Below are 16,645 nucleotides of genomic sequence, written 5' to 3' on the forward strand. Positions count from 1 at the left end.
AGGTCTTGGCTGGGCCGCATGAACTCGATGAATTCGGTAAACGGGGCACTGCACCACAGCAATCCGTCGGCCCGGCTGCGGGCCGCGCTCGATCTCGGTACGACACCGGATCTGCAGTTCCTCGACGCACTGCTGCAGCGATGCGCCGTCGAACCGGATTTTCAGGTGCGGGAGATGTTGACCTGGGCCCTGATACGGCTACCCGCGTCGCCGACGGTTCCGCGGTTGATGGAGGAAGTGCGATCCGGCGGGGCCCAAGCTCGCAGCCAGGCGCTGCACACGTTGTCCAAGATCAAGGATCGGGCGGCGTGGCAGGTCATCACCGAGGCGTTGATCTCCGACCCCGACGACGAAGTCGCACGTAGCGCGTGGCGAGCCGCGGTGGTTCTGGTTCCGACCGGAAGCGAAGAACAGCTGGCCGCGATGCTGGGCACGCAACTCGGGCGAGGTGGGCACGACGTCCAGCGGAGCCTGAGTCGTGCTCTGGTCGCACTGGGTTCGGTGATCGAGCCGATGTTGCGGCACGCCGCGTCGAGCAAGGATGTTGCTGTTCGTGCCCACGCGCTGGCCACCGAGTCGCTGCTCCGAGACCCGGATGCCGGGTTCGCGTTGTTCGAGGCCAAACGCGCCGATGCCCTTGGCGTAGTCGATACAGCGGGGTGAGATAGGACGATGTTGATCGGTGAGGTGGCGCGGCGGTCCGGGGTCAGTGCGCGCATGCTCCGACACTACGACCGCCTCGGGCTCGTGCAGCCGACCTCGCGGAGCAGTACCGGCTACCGCGAATACTCCCCGGAGGATGTGCGGCGACTCTTCCACGTCGAATCCCTGCGTTCGCTTGGTCTGTCGTTGCACGACGTCGGTCGTGCGCTGGACGATCCGAGTTTTGCGGCCTCGGGACTCGTCGACGAGCTCGCGGCCCGAGCCGAAGAACGCATCGCGCGAGATACCGAATTGCTCACCCGGCTGCGTCGCATCGGCGGTGCCCGACCCGACGATTGGGAGGACGTGCTCGGCACCGTCGCGATGCTCGGCGATCTGCAGTCGGTGAGTGCAGGAAAGCGGCAGTCGGCGGCGCTGGCGTCCGTCGGAGATCGACCGATCCCGGCGGAGGCCCTGGCCGAAGCAGTGCTGCGCGAACCCGCAACCAACGTGGCCGGCGCGCTTCGGTGGGCTCTCGCCCAGACGGGTGGCGATGCGATGGGGCCGCTGCGGGAAGGTCTGCGTTCACCGGACCCCGATGTCCGACGCCGCGCCGTCGATACCGTCGTCGAGATCTCTCACCCCAACGCCACCGACGTGTTGCGTGAGGCGCTGGTCCACGACGATGCGCAGATCAGGCGCGTTGCTGCCCTGGAATTGGCGGCCCGAGGAATCACCGACGCCATCCCGACGCTGATCGCGATGGTCCACGACGGAACGAACGATGTGGACGCTGCAGATGCACTCGGGGTGCTGGGATCCGACGCGTCGACGGTTGCGGCGTTGATGGATGGCATCGACGACTCCGTGGTGCGACAACGAGTGACGCAGGCGTTGGCGAGCATCCCGGGACCGGCAGCACTGCAGGCGCTGCAGGACTTGACCCGCGACTCGGACCGATCGATTGCGCTGACGGCCCAGTACATCCTCGGCCGGAGGGAATGAGCCCTTTCGGTACCGTCGAGGTCATGAAGGCATTCGGATTGTTCGCGGCACTGCTGATCACGTTGACTGCCTGCTCCACCGCCACCACCCCGGCCGCGTCCACCGAACCCGTTGCCGAGAATCAGGTCACCGTCGCCGACCGGATGTACTCGCCGAAGACACTGACGATCTCCGTGGGAGAGACCGTCACGTGGGTGTTCGCGGACAAAGGCATGGCACACAACGTTGTCGCCGACGACAACTCGTTTCGCAGTCAACTCATGGAGACCGGCCAGTTCACGCACACCTTCGACACCGCGGGCACCTTCACCTATCACTGCACGCCGCATCCGGACATGACGGCATCTATCGTCGTCGAGCCCTGAAACTCCTAGGCTCAGGGGCATGACGGCACCGACCCGATCACGCAACATCGCCGCACCCCTCGGTGTGGCCGCTGCCGCTGTCGGTGGGGCAGTGCTGCTGCACGTTCGCGACCCGCGCACCTCGTCGTACCTTCCCTGCCCGTTCCATGCACTGACCGGACTGTGGTGCCCCGGATGCGGAGCCACCCGAGCGCTCGGTGACCTCACTCGCGGAGACATCGCGGCGGCCGCGTCGAGCAATGTCGTTGCGGTTGTCTTGGCTGTTGTTGCGGTCGGTGTCTGGGCCGCGTGGCTTCGCGCACGGTGGGCGCAGACACCTCTGACGTCGCCTCGGCCGAATCGGCCGACGGTACTGGTGCTCGCTGCTGTACTGACCGCCTTCACCGTGGTGCGCAACACCCCATGGGGCACCGCGATCGCCCCGACCTGAACCGAAGGAAGTGCCATGCTGCTGGAAATCTTCTCGATCATCGTGCTGCTGGGCGTACTCATCGCGCTCATCCCCACGGCCCGACGTGTGTTCAAGAAAGGTGACGACGAATGAGTGACTCTCTGAAGGATCGGGTGCGTGCGAAGCTGCTCGCGCAACTCGCCGACGACGGTGGGACGGCCGCCGAACAGGCCGAAGGGGACGACCCGCGGCTCAACGCACTGCGCGACGACCTGGAGGCACTCGAGTCGGCGCAGGACGGGGATCCGGTGATCGACGACATCGCCGCACGCCACTGGGTTCCCTGACCGACCCCTCCACACGGCGCGGTTTGGTGCACAGTTGAGGTGCATCTAGTATCTATGTTGTGCTCGAGACGAAATCTGCTGCCGATACGGCATACGCGACGGTCAAAGAGCTCATTGTCTCGGGTGATCTGCCCGGCGGTGAGCTCGTCAGCGAGGGTGAAATCGCAACCCGGCTCGAGATCAGTCGCACGCCCGTACGCGAGGCGTTTCTGCGTCTGCAAGTAGAGGGGTGGATGCGTCTGTACCCCAAGCGCGGGGCACTGGTGGTGCCGATCGCGGTGGGTGAGGCGGAAAGTGTCGTCGGTGCGCGTCGCCTCGTGGAGGCAGGAAGTGTTCGCGCGTTCATCGGCGACGTCACCGCCCGGGCATCTGTGGTGAACGCGCTGCGCGAGAACCTGCAGTTGCAGGGGAAGTTGGCGATCGACGGCACCGCCGCGCAGTTCAGCGCAGTCGACGCCGATTTTCATCGCACCGTCGTCCGAGCCGGTGGCAATCCCTTGCTCGACGCGTTCTACGACGGACTTCGCGAGCGTCAGCGCCGGATGACCGCAGCCTCGGTGACGCGGGATCCGGGCCAGATCTCGCGCATCGTCGACGACCATCGCCGACTCACCGACCTGATCGAGGCCGGCGACGCAGACGGATTCGAGCGGGCCGTCGAACAACACATGCTCGGGGTGCACGGCCTGCGGCCAGGAAAAGGGGGATCGCGATGAGCGAAACGATCACGAACGATCGAGACATCGAGCTGACTGCGCGACGCTGGCTGCTGGTGGCGTCGGGCATGTTCGCCGTCGCCTGGGGCGGTAACGAGTTCACGCCGTTGTTGGTGATGTACCGGCTCGATCACGGCTTCTCTGCCGTGGTGGTCGATACGTTCCTGTTCGCCTACGTCCTGGGCATCATTCCGGCGATGCTGATTTGCGGGCCGCTGTCCGATCGACTCGGCCGACGCCCGATCATGTTGCCCGCCCCCGCAATTGCCGCGGCCGGTTCCATCCTGATCGCACTCGGACCCGACAACGCCTTCATGCTCTTCGGTGGACGTGTGCTCAGCGGCATCGCGCTCGGAATCGGCATGGCCGTGGGCGGCAGCTGGGTCAAGGAACTCTCGAGCCGTGATGCCACCGCCAAGCCCGGTGCTGGAGCGCGCCGAGCAGCGATGTCGCTGACGGCGGGCTTCGCTCTCGGTGCCGGAGTTGCCGGTGTGCTCGCGCAATGGGCACCGTGGCCGACACACCTCGCCTACAGCGTGCACGTGCTCATCTGCATCGTCGCCAGTATCGGCATGCTCTCCGTTCCCGAAACACGCACGGCGTCAGTGACATCGAAGAGCAAGAAGCTGCTCGACGACCTGAGGATCCCGTCCGCTTCGCATCGACGGTTCCTGTTCGTCGTACTGCCGTTGGCACCGTGGGTGTTCGGTGCCGCGAGCGTCGCCTATGCAGTGCTGCCGTCACTGATGGCCGACGCATTGGCCGATGAGCCCGGTGGCGGCTATCCCGTTGCTCTCTCGGCGGCGATGGCGGTGATTGCCCTCGGCTCCGGATTTGCGATCCAGGCCGTCGGGCGACGGATCGACACACCCGCCAATGCGCGAGGTGCTCTGGTCGCACTGACTCTGTTGGTGGTCGGCATGGCTGTCGCGGCGTGGGCAGCGTCGGTGCTGACCATTGCCGCGGCGTTGATCGCGGCAGCCGTACTCGGATGTGGATACGGCATGGCGTTGGTCTCGGGTCTGCAAGAGGTGCAACGCATTGCGGGCCCCGACGACCTCGCCGGCCTCACCGCGGTGTTCTATTCGCTGACGTACCTGGGCTTCGCGGTGCCCGCTGTGCTGTCGGCGCTCACCGAGACCTGGCCCGGGGTGGTCACGTATCCGATCATCTTCGGGTTCGGCGCGGTGATGGCCGGAATCTGTGGCCTGGTGGTGCGATCTAAGACGTCTGCTCACCTGCCCTAGGGTCGTGCGCGTTTTGCGTAGCTCTGAGTACGCAAAACGCGCACGACGGGGGTCAGGACCCCTTGCGCGTTCCGAGTTCCTCACGTCGATGGCGGATCAACACCGCGGCACCGGCAATTGCCGCTGCGACGAGGACCACACCAGCGGCGTTACTGGTGGGTGCGCGCCGACCGGTTCGGCTCTAGGATCAGCGGCATCATGCTGCAGTCCGCGCGCATTGCCCCGCCGCACCGAGTTCCTCCGACGGCGGCGCTGGCGGGTGCCACCGTGTGGAACCGCCGCGAGGCGTACTGGTTTCTGATCGCCGTGATCGTGCCGGCTGCCTGCTGGTCGAGGTATCCAGAGCTGGTGCCGTACATGTTCGCGATCGTGCTGCTCGGGGCCCTGGTGCTTAGATGCAGACGGATCGGTCAGTGGATGTCGATGCTGCGCTGGGGAGTGATCGCAGACGTCGAGACCGTCGACACGGCACTGCGCGGCGATCGCAACCTTCGCCTCGCGCACGCGACCGGCTGGAACGTCAAACGACGTTGGTACACAGGCGTTGTCACAGAATCTGCGGTGCGATACCGGGCCGGGGAGGCGCGCGGTCACCTGTTCGTTCGGGGACTGCCGTTCACCACCGGGGTGGTGCTCGCGCACTCGAAGCAGCCCTCGTCTGCCATGGCCATCAGCGACTTCCCCTGCGACCTGCGACTGGACGGCAAGGGACGCTGGGCGGCGTCGTTCCCGCGGGGGTTCTGGCGTCAAGCATTGGCAACGGCAGCGATGTACGGTGCCGCCGTCGCCGGGCTGATCATCTCGCTCGGGTAGCGATGAGGTGAACAGTCAGGTTTGCACCCCAAGGGGTTGACGGGCCCGCCGCCATTTCAATACTTTGGTTAAGGAAATGAATTGCTGAGACCGAAGGGGATGATGAACAAGCGCAACGCCTCACGCATCGCTACCGGAATCTTCGTCGCCGCAGCAGGACTCGGCTCCATAGTGACGGCAGCAGTTCCTGTGCAGGCACAGACCGTGGATTCGCCCGCCCTCGGAGTCGCCAAAACCAGCGACAGTGACTTCACTGTGGCGCTGGTCGGCTACGACGTCGCAGTAGCGAACGATGGAACCGCAACCGCAACCAGCATCGAAACCGGAGCGACAGAGGCTTTGCCGACTGCGGCCACCTCGGCCGACGGTAGCCCTGTGGGGATTCAGTACGCAGTGTCAGGTTCGTCGTTGCGCGTGCACGCGGTAACTGTGCCCCGTCCAGGTGAAGTCACAACCTTGGGCATCGGTAACTGCATCGCCGGAATCGGTGGAGGCGCAGTGTCCGGAGGTACCGCAGCCGGACTCGCCGGTGCTGCTGTCGGGACGGTGACCTTGCCGATCGTGGGCACGGTCGGCGGTGGTCTGGTGGGCGCAATCGGCGGAGCCGTCGGCGGTGGCCTTACCGGTGGAGCAACCTTCTGCTGAAGGAGCGAATATGAAATACAACTACTCCGGACCCTGGCCGATTTTCGCCGTGCTGGGCGTCGTCGTGTTCTGGGTACTGTTTCAGGTCGTGGCACTCGATGCGAGTGTCGGCCGTGCCATCGCGTCGCCGATCAATCTTTTCGCATTGATGTCGGCGGGCTTCTTGACCATCGGCTATGCGCAGAAGCGTCGTCGCCGGGTCTGATCGGCAGATCGGCTCCCCGGATTCGGAAATATGCCTCCGATTGCAGGCCGATATCCGAAACTGGGGAGCCGATTGCCTGCTGGAACTACGGCAACGACGGCAACTGTTTGTCGATCAACCATGCGTCCCAGAGAGTTCGGGGGCAACCGAAGCGGGAGGCGAGGTCGGTGAAGTCCGCGGTCGCCACCGTCGAGTAGCGGTACTTGGAGGTCCATTCCTGGATCAGTCCGAAGAAGCGCTCGTCGCCGATGGTGCGTCGTACCGCATGCAGTGCCAGGGCACCGCGCTTGTAGACGCGATCGTCGAAGATGCGCTCGGGCCCAGGATCGGTGAGCTGCAGATCCATCGCCAGACCACGCTGAATGGTGTGCGCGCGCTTGGCCTTGTCGTGAGCCGTTGCGCCGCCGGAGTTCTCGGCCCAGATCCACTCCGAGTAACACGCGAATCCCTCGTGCAGCCAGATGTCGGCCCACTTGCCGAGGGTCAGCGAATTGCCGAACCACTGGTGCGCCAACTCGTGAGCCACCAGACGCTCGTAGTACCGGGAACCCGAACAGTGATTGGCCCCGAAGATCGACAGCCCCTGCGCCTCGATCGGAATCTCGAGATCGTCGTCGGTCACCACCACGGTGTACGACGCGAAAGGGTAAGGGCCGTACAGCCGTACGAAAGTGTCCATCATCTGCGGTTGACGGCCGAAATCGTGGTCGAACTGTGCGCGCAGTCGCGGGGGAGTGATCGCCTTCATCGGCACCGGACCCGGGCTGACGATGCGATGCTCGTACGGACCGATCTGGATGGTCGCGAGATACGTGGCCATCGGCTCGGGCTGCTCGTACACCCACGTGGTTCGGCTGGCGCGAGTTTGCTTGCGCACCAACGTTCCGTTGGCCACCGCGTAGTACGGCGAATCGGTGGTGATGGTGATGCCGTAGCTGGCCTTGGACACCGGATGATCGTCACACGGAAACCACGACGCAGCGCCGTTCGGCTGACTTGCGACGATCGATCCCTCGGTGAGCTCTTCCCAGCCGACCTCACCCCACAAACCGTTGATGGGCTTGGGAGTTCCGCCGTACGTCACCGTCACCACCAACGCCGCACCCGAGGCGATCGGCTTGGCGGGCGTGATCTTCAACTTGCCGCGTTGATGGGTGAACTTCACCGAACGCGAACCGTTGACCGATACCTTTGACACGTTCATCGCCGGGCCGAGATCGAACGCGAACTTGGACACCGTCGCAGTGGTGACCGCCGTGATCTTCGCCTTGCCCGTCAACCGGTTGCTCTCCACCTTGTACTCGAGGTCGAGCTCGTAGCGTGAGACGCGGTAGCCGCGGTTGCCGTTCTGCGGAAGATACGTGTCGATCGGGTTGTCGCTGGAATCGACGTCGAACACCGGTGCCACCAATCTGCCTCCCACGATCACCCCTCGTTTCGGTCGTCGCGAATACGCGGAAAGGGATCACCCTTGGCCCACGGCGCGATCGGATTGCCTTGCCAACGAGTATGCGCGGGAACCGTATCGCCGCGCATCACCAGGGAGGCAGGCCCCACCGTCGCACCTTCACCTATACCCGAAGCGGGCAATGCGACACAGTGCGGTCCCAGAGTTGCGCCTGCGCCGAGATCGACAGTGTCCATGGACATGATCCGATCATGGAACAGGTGCGTCTGCACAACGCACCCTCGGTTGACCGTCGCACCGTCGGCCAACGTCACCAGATCGGCCTCCGGCAGCCAGTACGTCTCACACCAGACACCGCGGCCGATGTCCGCGCCGAGCCACCGCAGCCACATGTTCAGGACGGCGGTGCCCTCGGCTGCGCGCGCGAACCACGGCGCGGCGACGGTCTCGACGAACGTGTCGGCCACCTCGTTGCGCCACACGAACGAACTCCACAGCGGGTGGTCGGTCTTGCCGATCCGGCCCACCCACAACCACTTCGCCAACGCCGACACTGCCGCAGCCACGAAACCGGCGACGAGCAGCACGACGCCACTGAGCAGCGCAGCCAACCAGTAGCCGACGGAGTCGGCGATGGCGGTGAGCCCGAACAGCACCCCGAGCCCGATGCCGAACGTCACGACGACAGGAATCAACCGGCACGTCTCGACGAGTGCACGGGCGATCTTCAACTTCCTGGGCGGATCGAACGTGCGCGACGAGTCCGCGCTACCGGCCGCCCGGCGCAATCGCACCGGTGGGCTGCCGAGCCACGACGAGCCCGACTTCGCCTTGTCCGGCGTCGCCGACAGCACCGCGACCAAGCCGTTCTTCGGAACGGTTCGTCCTGGCCCGGTCATGCCGGAGTTACCGAGAAACGCCCGCTTGCCCACTTTGGCGTCGCCCAGATGCATCCAGCCGCCGCCGAGTTCGTAGCTGGCGACCATGGTGTCGTCGGCCAGGAACGCGCCGTCGGCGACGGTGGTGAACTTGGGGATCATCAGCACGGTCGACGCTTCGACGTCCTTGCCGATCTTCGCACCGAGGAGTCGGAGCCAGTGCGGCGTCAGCAACGATGCGTAGAGCGGAAAGAGGAACGTGCGCGCCGAGTCCATCAACCGTTCGGTGGCCCAGACCTGCCAGCCGATACGGCTGCGCACGGGGTGGTATCCGCCGACGAGTCCGATGCTGAGCAACCGGACTGCGACAACGGTGATCAGTGCGAACACCGCCAGCGACACCAGAGTGGCGACGGGCAACATCACCAGTCCACGTTGGAAGGCGTCGAGCACGGAGTCGGCAGTGTGAATCCACCAGCCCATGAGCACCAGGCTGACACCGATGGAGAACAGTGCCATGCCCGAGAGGAACAGGGATGCGACGCCGTACGCGAACACCCAATGGGTCGCGCGCGGAGGTGTCTCGGCGGGCCACGGATGATCGGCCTTGCCGACCTTCTGCGCAGGCGAACCGGACCACATCTGCCCGGCCTTCACTCGTCCGACGACGGCAGAGCCGGCGGTGACCACCGCGTTCTTGCCGACCTTGGTTCCGGGCAGAAGTGTCGAGCGGGCGCCGACGGTGGCCCCGGCACCGATCTCGATGCCGCCGATGTAGACGAGATCGCCGTCGATCCAGTGCCCGGACAGATCCACCTCGGGCTCGATGGAACAGCCGTCGCCCAGCTCGAGCATGCCGGTGACCGGCGGCAGCGTATGCAGGTCGACGCCTTTGCCGATCTTCGAACCGAGAGCGCGCGCGTAATAGACCATCCACGGTGCACCCGAAAGATTGGAGGCACCGCTGGCATCGGTCAATCGTGTTGCCGCCCAAAGCCTTATGTGCATGCTCCCGCCGCGCTTGTATGCACCGGGTTTCAACCCGGCCAACAGGACGCGAGATCCGATCACCGAAATTGCCATCCGCCCGACCGGCGTGATGAACAGGACGAATGCGAGCAGAATCCACCACCACGACAGCGTCGGAGCCCACGACACGTCGCCGAACCACGACATGACGTTGAACAGCAACCCCAGCCAGGTGACCCACTGCAACCCGGTCAAGGTGGTCAACGGAACCGTCGCCAGAATCTGCGCCCATTGGGCGGTGCGCGAAGTGGGGGCGACCTCACGTGGAACGGCCTCGACGACCGGCTTCAGGTCGTCGAGATACTGTGCGAGCGAACCCAATCGGGGGTGGTCGTACAACTGCGCGACGGTGACCTCGGGGAACCGCTCACGCAATGCCGTCACCAGTTGCGCGGCCGAGAGCGATCCGCCGCCGTTGGCGAAGAAATCGGCGTTCTCGTCCGATACCTGAGCACCGAGGATGTTGGTCCACAGCTGCGCCACCCACCCTGCCGTGCCGCCGAGCGCCGACGCACCAGCCGAGCCGGGCAGTGGCCAAGGCAGAGCGTTGCGGTCGACTTTGCCCGAGGTGCGCGTGGGCATCTCGTCGACCAATGCGAGGCGCGGTACGAGCGCCGACGGAAGCTGCTCGGCCAACAGTGTTCGGGCGGCCTCGAGATCGAAATCGGGGTCGGTGCTGGCGAGGTAGCCGACCAGAACCGAGTTTCCCGCACCGGTCTTGCGCACGGCCGCAGCAGCACCGCTGACACCCGGAAGTGCTTGCAGCGCATTGTCTATCTCGCCGAGTTCGATGCGTCGACCACCGAGCTTGATCTGATCGTCGGCGCGGCCCTGAAAGAGCAGGCCTTCGAGCTCGAGCTTGACCAGATCGCCGCTCCGATACGCCCGCTCCCATCCGAGTGAGGGCATGGGCGCATACTTTTCGGCGTCCTTGGCCGGATCGAGATACCGCGCCAGTCCGACGCCGCCGATGACGAGTTCTCCGATGTCACCGACCTGTACCGGAGCGCCCGACGCGTCGACCACAGCCAGGTCCCACCCGTCCAACGGCAATCCGATGCGGACGGGACCCTTCCCGTCCATGATGGCCGCGCACGCGACGACCGTTGCTTCGGTGGGGCCGTAGGTGTTCCAGACCTCGCGGCCCTCGACGGCGAGTCGCTCGGCCAGCTCCGGGGGGCATGCTTCACCGCCGAAGATGAGCAGCCGCACCGCCTCCAGTGCGACCGCGGGCCACAGCGACGCGAGGGTCGGCACCGTCGAGACGACACTGATGTCGCGGGAGACGAGCCACGGACCGAGATCGAAGCCGGACCGCACCAGCGAACGCGGCGCGGGCACAAGGCACGCACCGTGTCGCCACGCCAACCACATCTCCTCGCACGACGCGTCGAACGCCACCGACAGGCCGGCGAGCACGCGGTCGCCGGGGCCCAGTGGATCCTTCTGCAGGAACATGCGCGCTTCGGCGTCGACGAACGCCGCCGCGTTGCGATGACTGACCGCAACGCCCTTGGGTGTGCCGGTGGAACCCGAGGTGAAGATGACCCACGCATCGTCCTCGGGAGTGGGTGGCACAGCGCTGTGTTCGGGTTCGTCCTGGGGGATGTCCTGCTTGGGGGCAGTACCGGCCGCGATACCGCCTGCGGTGACGATGGCCGTCACCTTGGCCTCCCCGAAGACCAGCTCGGCGCGCTCTTCGGGGTCGTCCGCGTCGACCGGAACGTAGGCAGCACCGGCCGCGAGGATGGACAGAATGGCCACGTAGAGCGAAAAGGAACCCGACGGCATGCGGATGCCGACGCGATCGCCGCGCCGGACGCCGGCATCGGCGAGCCACTTGGCACCCTCGGCGATGTCGTCCAACAATTCGGAGTAGCTGACCGACACGGCACCGTCGTCGATGGCGGGGGCGTCGGGAAAACGATGGGCGGTGTCGCGGAGAACGTCGATGAGCGTCCGGGCGGGAGGAGCGAGAGACGAGCGAAGAAACGCCGCCGGTGCAGGCGCGATGTCCGCGCTCGAACCCGGCAGATCGTTCTCTTGATGCACAGACAACCGGGCGTCCTTATCGATTCGTTGGCAAGTGACTCTGTGGTGCTGGTGAGCAGCAGCGCCGTTGGTTATCTCACGTTCTGTTTGCCAGCAGGTGAACGAGCGCGCGTTCCCACCGCGGAAATCCTACTGCTGCACACGTGTGAGTCCCGGGTTGACAAAACCGCAGCGGGTTTGCAAAGGTTCTGTCCACGGTCACGAGTACCAGCATCAAGCCCCGGCTAGCTGGTCGGCAACCCTCCTCCGCGGTGGGGTGCTCCGGGTGACGACCAGGCTGTTGCCGGAAAACCGGCGCGGCAAGCGCGGACTCGTTCACGAACTCTTCGGTTGCGGGTCCCTCGAACGTGAGGGCTTGATCTGTCATGACATCTGTACTTTCCCGCCCCTGTGCTCCTTTTGCCCCTGTTTCGGGCACGGATCTGCAGGTACCCCTGGTGCAGGGTGGCACGTGCACCTACGCCAACTTCGACTACGCGGCCAGCGCGCCGGCCCTGGCGGCAGTGACCGATCGGATCGCCGAACTGCTGCCGTTCTACTCGAGCGTGCATCGAGGTGCCGGCTACGCCTCGCGCGTCTCGACGGCTGCCTACGAGAAGGCTCGGGTGACCGTCGCCGATTTTGTTGGTGCGCAGAAGGATTCGGTGGTGGTTTTCACGCGGAACACCACCGACTCGCTCAATCTGCTGGCCGCGTGTGTGCCGGGCGACACCGTGGTGCTCGATATCGAGCACCACGCGAACCTGCTTCCGTGGCGTGATCGCCGCGTCGTGGTGGCCGCGTCGACACTTGCCGAGACCATCGACCGTCTCGACGCCGAGCTGGCCGTGAAACCTGCTGCACTGCTGGCGATCACGGGTGCATCGAACGTCACCGGCGAGGTTCTTCCCATTGCGGAACTCGCAGCTCTGGCACATCGGCACGGCGCGCGGATCGCGGTGGACGGAGCTCAGCTGGTTCCGCATCGCCGCATCGACATCGCTGCCCTCGGCGTGGACTACCTCGCCTTCTCCGGGCACAAGCTGTACGCACCGTTCGGTGCGGGAGTGCTTGTGGGCGCGCGTGATTGGCTCGACGCCGGTGAGCCTCACCTGGCCGGTGGCGGCGCGGTACGCAGCGTGAGCATCGACCACACGGAGTGGGCCCCAGCACCTCAGCGGCACGAGGCAGGCACTCCCAACGTGCTCGGAGTTGCCGCACTGGCTGCAGCCTGTGAGGCCATCGCGGGATTCGACGACGCCGAGCTGCAGGCACACGAGCACGAATTGTCGTCCCGACTGCGGGCCGGCCTGGCGGATCTGGAGGGCGTCGAACTACTGCAGGTGTGGGCCGACGCGCCCGACACCGTCGGCATCGTCACCTTCACGGTGGCCGGACGCGACCCGGGTGAGGTGGCTGCGTATCTCTCGGCCGAGCACGGCATCGGCGTGCGGGACGGAAAGTTCTGCGCGCATCCACTGCTCCGCCGGCTGGGCCATGCAGACGGCGCGGTTCGAGCCAGCATCGGCCTCGGCAGTTCCTCGGCCGATGTCGACCGGCTCGTCGACGCACTCGCCGCCCTGGTGGAGTCCGGGCCGGACTGGCACTACGAAGAGGACGGCGGCTGGTGGAACCCCGTGCCGGACCCTCGACCCTTTCCGGGCCTGGTCGACGGGGCCGCCGGGGTTGGATCCCCGTGCACCCCCTCGGACGGTTAGCATGGCGTCATGACCGTGAGTGTCGCGTGGCTGGGCAACCGCCACTGGTGCAACAGATACGTGGATCTGTGCCGCACTGCGTCCGGCTCGTGTTCGATTTCGGCTCCGCTCCGACCGAATGCGTTCTCCGACTTCTAGAATCAGGACCACCACTCATGTCGCACAACCACACTCGCGTCGCTGTCGAATTCGATGCGATCTGGTCCGAACTGACCGTGGCTCCGGACGCGGACATCGTCCGAATCCAGGCCTCCGACCTGCGGGAAGCGCAGCAGCAACGCGCGCGGCTACGCGCCGAAACCGTCGAGCGCGGCGAGTCGGCCGACGGTACAGCTGTGTTCCTCGACCTCGAGATCCACATCGCGGCCGATGCTCGGACGGCTCGTCGCGAGTTCGCCGGACTGGACGCGCCGATCAGCCCGTCGTCCGTCCGCTACGTCGGTACACCATCGGGATTGGCCAGTCTGATCTCCGACGTCACCGCGGCCGACGTCGCCGACGGGGTGACGTTGCAGGTCCACGACGATGTGAATCGGCAGTCGACATTCCTGAGCTCCGGGGTGCTGCCGCTGCTCGGATCGCGCGGAACTCGGTTCGACGTCGATGCCGTCGACGAAGTCCTCGGAGCATCGCGCATCGCCCCGACCCTCGCATCCTGAGGGCTCGTGTCCTGAGGTCTCGCGTCTTCAGGGCGTCGGGGGTCAGGTGACGTCGATGGCCAAGCCCGCGGTGATCCGCAACAATTCGGTGTACGTCGATCGAAAGATCGTGTTGGTGTGGCCTGCCGCGGCCCACACCTCGGCGTGACCGGCCAGATCCTGGTCGACGAAAGTGTCCAGGTTCGTGGGGTGGCCGACCGGTGCGATACCACCGATCGGCTGCCCGGTCGCGTGTTTGGCCGTGTCGAGATCCGCCCGTGCCAACCTGCCACCGAGACGCTCACCGGTGTGCTCGAGATGAACATTGTGCGCTCCGGACACGAGCAACAGCACCGGCTCGTCGTCGAGCAGAAACACCATCGACTTCACGATCGCACCCACCTCGACACCCAGTGCCGCAGCGGCATCGGCGGCAGTGTGGGTGCCCTCCGGACTGTTCACCACCACTCCGTGATGACCACGTGAAATCAGAGTGTCGGCCACATGGGCTGCATTCGGATGAAGTAGCCGGGACATGAACCAACCCTATTGCCCCAGCCTCGTTTACGCAGATGTGTCGAGATCACCGAACAGTCTCAATCGCGCCATCCCGCCGTCGGGGAAGATGTCCATCCGAACCTCCGAGACCGGAGTCTCGTGGTCGAGTACGAAGCGATGCCGGGTGTCGGGCTGCAACGTCGTTCTCGGCAACAGCTCGATCCATTCGCCGTCACCGAGCCGTCCGCGCAACGATGCGGCACCCGGCGCATTGCCGAGGAAGCACGTGGTGTCGAGCTCGGCGAGGCGGACGAGTCCGGTGCCCGCCAGTTGCACCTGGACCCAGTCGTTCGCATCGTTGCGTCGACGCGAGGTCTCCCAGCCCTCGCCCATCGACCGCGGAGGACCGGGGAACAGCAGATTGTTGGGGGAGCTGTAGAACATGTTGGAGCATGCCGAGACGTAGGCACCGTTCTCGAGGGCGGCCAGGTCGACCGGCCCGGCCGCGAGGAACTTGGGGTCGGGCTTGCCGCGGCCGAGGACTCGCAGGCGAGCCACTCCGCCGTCGGGATAGATCGACAGCTTCACGTGCGTCCACCGAGCGTCGGAGGCGACCTGGAATCTGTTCTCGCTGTCACCGTTGACCGGACTACGGGCGACGATGGTGGTCCACTCGGTCTGCGTGCGGAGCTCGTCCGGGGAGGCAAACCCCTCGACCTCGGCGGCCTCGATCGAGATCTCCGGCGGGTAGTTGCCGGTGAACCACGAGGTGTCGACGACGATCGCCGATACGACGCCGGGTGCCCCGAGACGCACGATGGCCTCGTCGTATCCGGCCTCGCGGCGCCGACGCGTCTCCCAACCGTCGTAGATCTGACCCTTGTGTCCGAACGTCGCCGTCGAATAGTCGGCTTTGCCCGGACTGACGAGATTCTCCTTCTCCGCGAACGTCTCGTCGTTCGCCCACACCACTGCGCCTCCGAGAGTGCGGACGGCGAGATCTGGCAGTGGCAGGGGGAAGGTGGCAGTCATGGGATCACACTTTACTGGTCTCGCGTGAGCTCACCGGGTGGTGTGCCCGCCGACGCCGCAGTGCCGCGGCACCCAGGAGTGCCGTACCGGCCAGGATGTAGAGCGCCAGTCCGAGTGCCGGCTGCCCCAGCCCGGTGCCGGAGAAGTACACGATGCTCCGCACGCCCTCGGTGCCGATGCCCGGGGTGATCCAGCGCCCGATCGAGGCGTAGAGCGACGGCAGCACATCGGCTCCGAATGCTCCTCCTGCGCTCGGGTTTCCGAGGATCACGAACAGTACGATCGCGGCAGGCACCGCAGCGACGCCGATCAGTGCGCGCAGGCCCATGGTGACCAGTCCGGTGGCGAAGACCACGCCGGTGCCCAGCAGGGTGAGTGGGAACCAGTGGCCGGCAAAGGTTTCCAGAACGTGGGTGGTGAGAAACGCTCCGAGCGCTCCGGAAGCGAGGGAGTACACCGCGAGAATGCCGACGTGCATGTAGGTTTCGCGGCGCGAGGACGGTGCCCCGATCAGCAGTCCGAATGCCGCGGCCAGCAGGTAGCCGCCGACGACCCAGCCGACCGAGAGGTAGAAACCGGACAACCCTCGGTTGTCGTGGACCCCGACCGGGATCTCGTCGCGAACCACGAACTGGCGGCCCTGCGCGGCGTCCACCTCGGTGAAGATCGATTGCAACGCGGTGGCCTCGGAACTGCCGGCCGCACTGGCAGTGATGAGCGTGTCCGTTCCGTTCGCGCCGACGACATAGGCCCCGATGATGTCGCGGTCGCGGAGCAGCGAGCGAACCTCGGCGGTGTCGACTGCGGTGCGTGCGTCGAGCGGCGCACCGTCGATGGCGTCCAGACGATCGGCGGTCTGCTGATCGAGTCCTTCCGGGAGGCCTGCTTCGGTCACCACCGCGATCGGGATCGCGTGCGGCGTCGGCTGATGGAACGCCGAGACATAGCTCAGGATGAAGCCGAGCTGTAGCACCAGGACTGCGGCGGCGAGCAATGACATCTTGCGCATGGGTGAACTCCTGAACCGTGTGAAATCT

The 16,645-nt window shown here is 65.6% G+C and carries 18 protein-coding genes and 1 riboswitch; of the genes, 13 read left to right on the forward strand and 5 right to left on the reverse strand.

Annotated features, from left to right (window positions below; translation table 11 throughout):
• Positions 1 to 27: 27 nt before the first annotated feature.
• The 10 genes from BH93_RS04690 to BH93_RS04735 all read left to right on the forward strand — a co-directional run bounded on the left by BH93_RS04690 (position 28) and on the right by BH93_RS04735 (position 6,376).
• Complete coding sequence (locus tag BH93_RS04690) at positions 28 to 663, forward strand: HEAT repeat domain-containing protein (RefSeq protein WP_197914637.1); 636 nt, start codon at positions 28 to 30, stop codon at positions 661 to 663.
• 9 nt (positions 664 to 672) lie between these two features.
• Positions 673 to 1,647, forward strand: a complete 975-nt coding sequence (locus tag BH93_RS04695) for a HEAT repeat domain-containing protein (RefSeq protein ID WP_037178195.1) — start codon at positions 673 to 675, stop codon at positions 1,645 to 1,647.
• Between the two features lie 23 nt (positions 1,648 to 1,670).
• Positions 1,671 to 2,012, forward strand: coding sequence for a cupredoxin domain-containing protein (locus BH93_RS04700; RefSeq protein WP_032380705.1), 342 nt, complete (start codon positions 1,671 to 1,673; stop codon positions 2,010 to 2,012).
• A 19-nt stretch (positions 2,013 to 2,031) separates the two neighbouring features.
• A complete protein-coding gene (locus BH93_RS04705; RefSeq protein WP_037178191.1) occupies positions 2,032 to 2,442 on the forward strand; it encodes a DUF2752 domain-containing protein in 411 nt (136 codons plus the stop codon).
• A 110-nt stretch (positions 2,443 to 2,552) separates the two neighbouring features.
• Positions 2,553 to 2,750: a hypothetical protein gene (locus BH93_RS04710; RefSeq protein ID WP_032380110.1), complete on the forward strand. Its 198-nt coding sequence runs from the start codon at positions 2,553 to 2,555 to the stop codon at positions 2,748 to 2,750.
• 59 nt (positions 2,751 to 2,809) lie between these two features.
• Entirely contained in the window at positions 2,810 to 3,466 is a 657-nt protein-coding gene (locus BH93_RS04715; protein WP_037178188.1) for a GntR family transcriptional regulator, read from the forward strand.
• Complete coding sequence (locus BH93_RS04720) at positions 3,463 to 4,713, forward strand: MFS transporter (RefSeq protein ID WP_165712643.1); 1,251 nt, start codon at positions 3,463 to 3,465, stop codon at positions 4,711 to 4,713. The genes BH93_RS04715 and BH93_RS04720 overlap by 4 nt, the downstream gene beginning before the upstream one ends.
• A 198-nt stretch (positions 4,714 to 4,911) precedes the next feature.
• A complete protein-coding gene (locus BH93_RS04725) occupies positions 4,912 to 5,526 on the forward strand; it encodes a hypothetical protein (protein ID WP_037178185.1) in 615 nt (204 codons plus the stop codon).
• An 81-nt stretch (positions 5,527 to 5,607) separates the two neighbouring features.
• Positions 5,608 to 6,171, forward strand: coding sequence for a hypothetical protein (locus tag BH93_RS04730; RefSeq protein WP_155291143.1), 564 nt, complete (start codon positions 5,608 to 5,610; stop codon positions 6,169 to 6,171).
• Positions 6,172 to 6,181: 10 nt separating this feature from the next.
• Positions 6,182 to 6,376, forward strand: coding sequence for a hypothetical protein (locus BH93_RS04735; protein ID WP_037178179.1), 195 nt, complete (start codon positions 6,182 to 6,184; stop codon positions 6,374 to 6,376).
• 85 nt (positions 6,377 to 6,461) lie between these two features.
• Here BH93_RS04735 and BH93_RS04740 read toward each other — a convergent pair whose 3' ends face one another.
• Together BH93_RS04740 and BH93_RS04745 are read right to left on the reverse strand one after the other, a co-directional pair.
• Positions 6,462 to 7,799: a M1 family metallopeptidase gene (locus BH93_RS04740; RefSeq protein WP_094609591.1), complete on the reverse strand. Its 1,338-nt coding sequence runs from the start codon at positions 7,797 to 7,799 to the stop codon at positions 6,462 to 6,464.
• Between the two features lie 2 nt (positions 7,800 to 7,801).
• The gene (locus BH93_RS04745; RefSeq protein ID WP_080739291.1) at positions 7,802 to 11,743 is read right to left on the reverse strand and encodes a Pls/PosA family non-ribosomal peptide synthetase; all 3,942 of its coding nucleotides are present in this window, start codon (positions 11,741 to 11,743) and stop codon (positions 7,802 to 7,804) included.
• Positions 11,744 to 11,939: 196 nt separating this feature from the next.
• A riboswitch (SAM riboswitch) is annotated at positions 11,940 to 12,055 on the forward strand.
• 53 nt (positions 12,056 to 12,108) lie between these two features.
• Between BH93_RS04745 and BH93_RS04750 the strand changes: the two genes are divergently transcribed.
• The 3 genes from BH93_RS04750 to BH93_RS04755 are packed head-to-tail and all read left to right on the forward strand — an operon-like array spanning position 12,109 to position 14,099.
• Positions 12,109 to 13,440: an aminotransferase class V-fold PLP-dependent enzyme gene (locus BH93_RS04750; RefSeq protein ID WP_037178176.1), complete on the forward strand. Its 1,332-nt coding sequence runs from the start codon at positions 12,109 to 12,111 to the stop codon at positions 13,438 to 13,440.
• A 9-nt stretch (positions 13,441 to 13,449) separates the two neighbouring features.
• The gene (locus BH93_RS28110; protein ID WP_254925613.1) at positions 13,450 to 13,578 is read left to right on the forward strand and encodes a hypothetical protein; all 129 of its coding nucleotides are present in this window, start codon (positions 13,450 to 13,452) and stop codon (positions 13,576 to 13,578) included.
• 17 nt (positions 13,579 to 13,595) lie between these two features.
• Complete coding sequence (locus BH93_RS04755; RefSeq protein ID WP_037178173.1) at positions 13,596 to 14,099, forward strand: hypothetical protein; 504 nt, start codon at positions 13,596 to 13,598, stop codon at positions 14,097 to 14,099.
• Positions 14,100 to 14,141: 42 nt separating this feature from the next.
• Here BH93_RS04755 and BH93_RS04760 read toward each other — a convergent pair whose 3' ends face one another.
• From BH93_RS04760 to BH93_RS04770, 3 genes are read right to left on the reverse strand one after another with little or no spacing between them, the layout of a single operon-like run.
• Positions 14,142 to 14,615, reverse strand: a complete 474-nt coding sequence (locus tag BH93_RS04760; protein WP_032403756.1) for a YbaK/EbsC family protein — start codon at positions 14,613 to 14,615, stop codon at positions 14,142 to 14,144.
• 27 nt (positions 14,616 to 14,642) lie between these two features.
• Positions 14,643 to 15,608 (reverse strand): allantoicase, encoded by a 966-nt coding sequence (alc, locus tag BH93_RS04765; protein WP_037178169.1) that lies wholly within the window; start codon positions 15,606 to 15,608, stop codon positions 14,643 to 14,645.
• Positions 15,609 to 15,612: 4 nt separating this feature from the next.
• On the reverse strand, positions 15,613 to 16,617 hold the full coding sequence (locus BH93_RS04770; protein ID WP_037178166.1) for a hypothetical protein: 1,005 nt from the start codon (positions 16,615 to 16,617) through the stop codon (positions 15,613 to 15,615).
• Positions 16,618 to 16,645: the final 28 nt, after the last annotated feature.

The sequence above is a fragment of the Rhodococcoides fascians A25f genome, assembly GCF_000760935.2.
In the GTDB taxonomy this organism is placed as follows: domain Bacteria; phylum Actinomycetota; class Actinomycetes; order Mycobacteriales; family Mycobacteriaceae; genus Rhodococcoides.

What these genes read in the sequence shown, in the direction of transcription:
- BH93_RS04720 (WP_165712643.1), top strand. Translation starts at nt 3,463, where the DNA reads ATGAGCGAAACGATCACGAACGATCGAGACATCGAGCTGACTGCGCGA.
- alc (WP_037178169.1), bottom strand. Translation starts at nt 15,608, where the DNA reads ATGACTGCCACCTTCCCCCTGCCACTGCCAGATCTCGCCGTCCGCACT.
- BH93_RS04735 (WP_037178179.1), top strand. Translation starts at nt 6,182, where the DNA reads ATGAAATACAACTACTCCGGACCCTGGCCGATTTTCGCCGTGCTGGGC.
- BH93_RS04770 (WP_037178166.1), bottom strand. Translation starts at nt 16,617, where the DNA reads ATGCGCAAGATGTCATTGCTCGCCGCCGCAGTCCTGGTGCTACAGCTC.
- BH93_RS04695 (WP_037178195.1), top strand. Translation starts at nt 673, where the DNA reads ATGTTGATCGGTGAGGTGGCGCGGCGGTCCGGGGTCAGTGCGCGCATG.
- BH93_RS04760 (WP_032403756.1), bottom strand. Translation starts at nt 14,615, where the DNA reads ATGTCCCGGCTACTTCATCCGAATGCAGCCCATGTGGCCGACACTCTG.
- BH93_RS04725 (WP_037178185.1), top strand. Translation starts at nt 4,912, where the DNA reads ATGCTGCAGTCCGCGCGCATTGCCCCGCCGCACCGAGTTCCTCCGACG.
- BH93_RS04700 (WP_032380705.1), top strand. Translation starts at nt 1,671, where the DNA reads ATGAAGGCATTCGGATTGTTCGCGGCACTGCTGATCACGTTGACTGCC.
- BH93_RS04750 (WP_037178176.1), top strand. Translation starts at nt 12,109, where the DNA reads ATGACATCTGTACTTTCCCGCCCCTGTGCTCCTTTTGCCCCTGTTTCG.
- BH93_RS04690 (WP_197914637.1), top strand. Translation starts at nt 28, where the DNA reads ATGAATTCGGTAAACGGGGCACTGCACCACAGCAATCCGTCGGCCCGG.
- BH93_RS28110 (WP_254925613.1), top strand. Translation starts at nt 13,450, where the DNA reads ATGACCGTGAGTGTCGCGTGGCTGGGCAACCGCCACTGGTGCAACAGA.
- BH93_RS04710 (WP_032380110.1), top strand. Translation starts at nt 2,553, where the DNA reads ATGAGTGACTCTCTGAAGGATCGGGTGCGTGCGAAGCTGCTCGCGCAA.
- BH93_RS04755 (WP_037178173.1), top strand. Translation starts at nt 13,596, where the DNA reads ATGTCGCACAACCACACTCGCGTCGCTGTCGAATTCGATGCGATCTGG.
- BH93_RS04705 (WP_037178191.1), top strand. Translation starts at nt 2,032, where the DNA reads ATGACGGCACCGACCCGATCACGCAACATCGCCGCACCCCTCGGTGTG.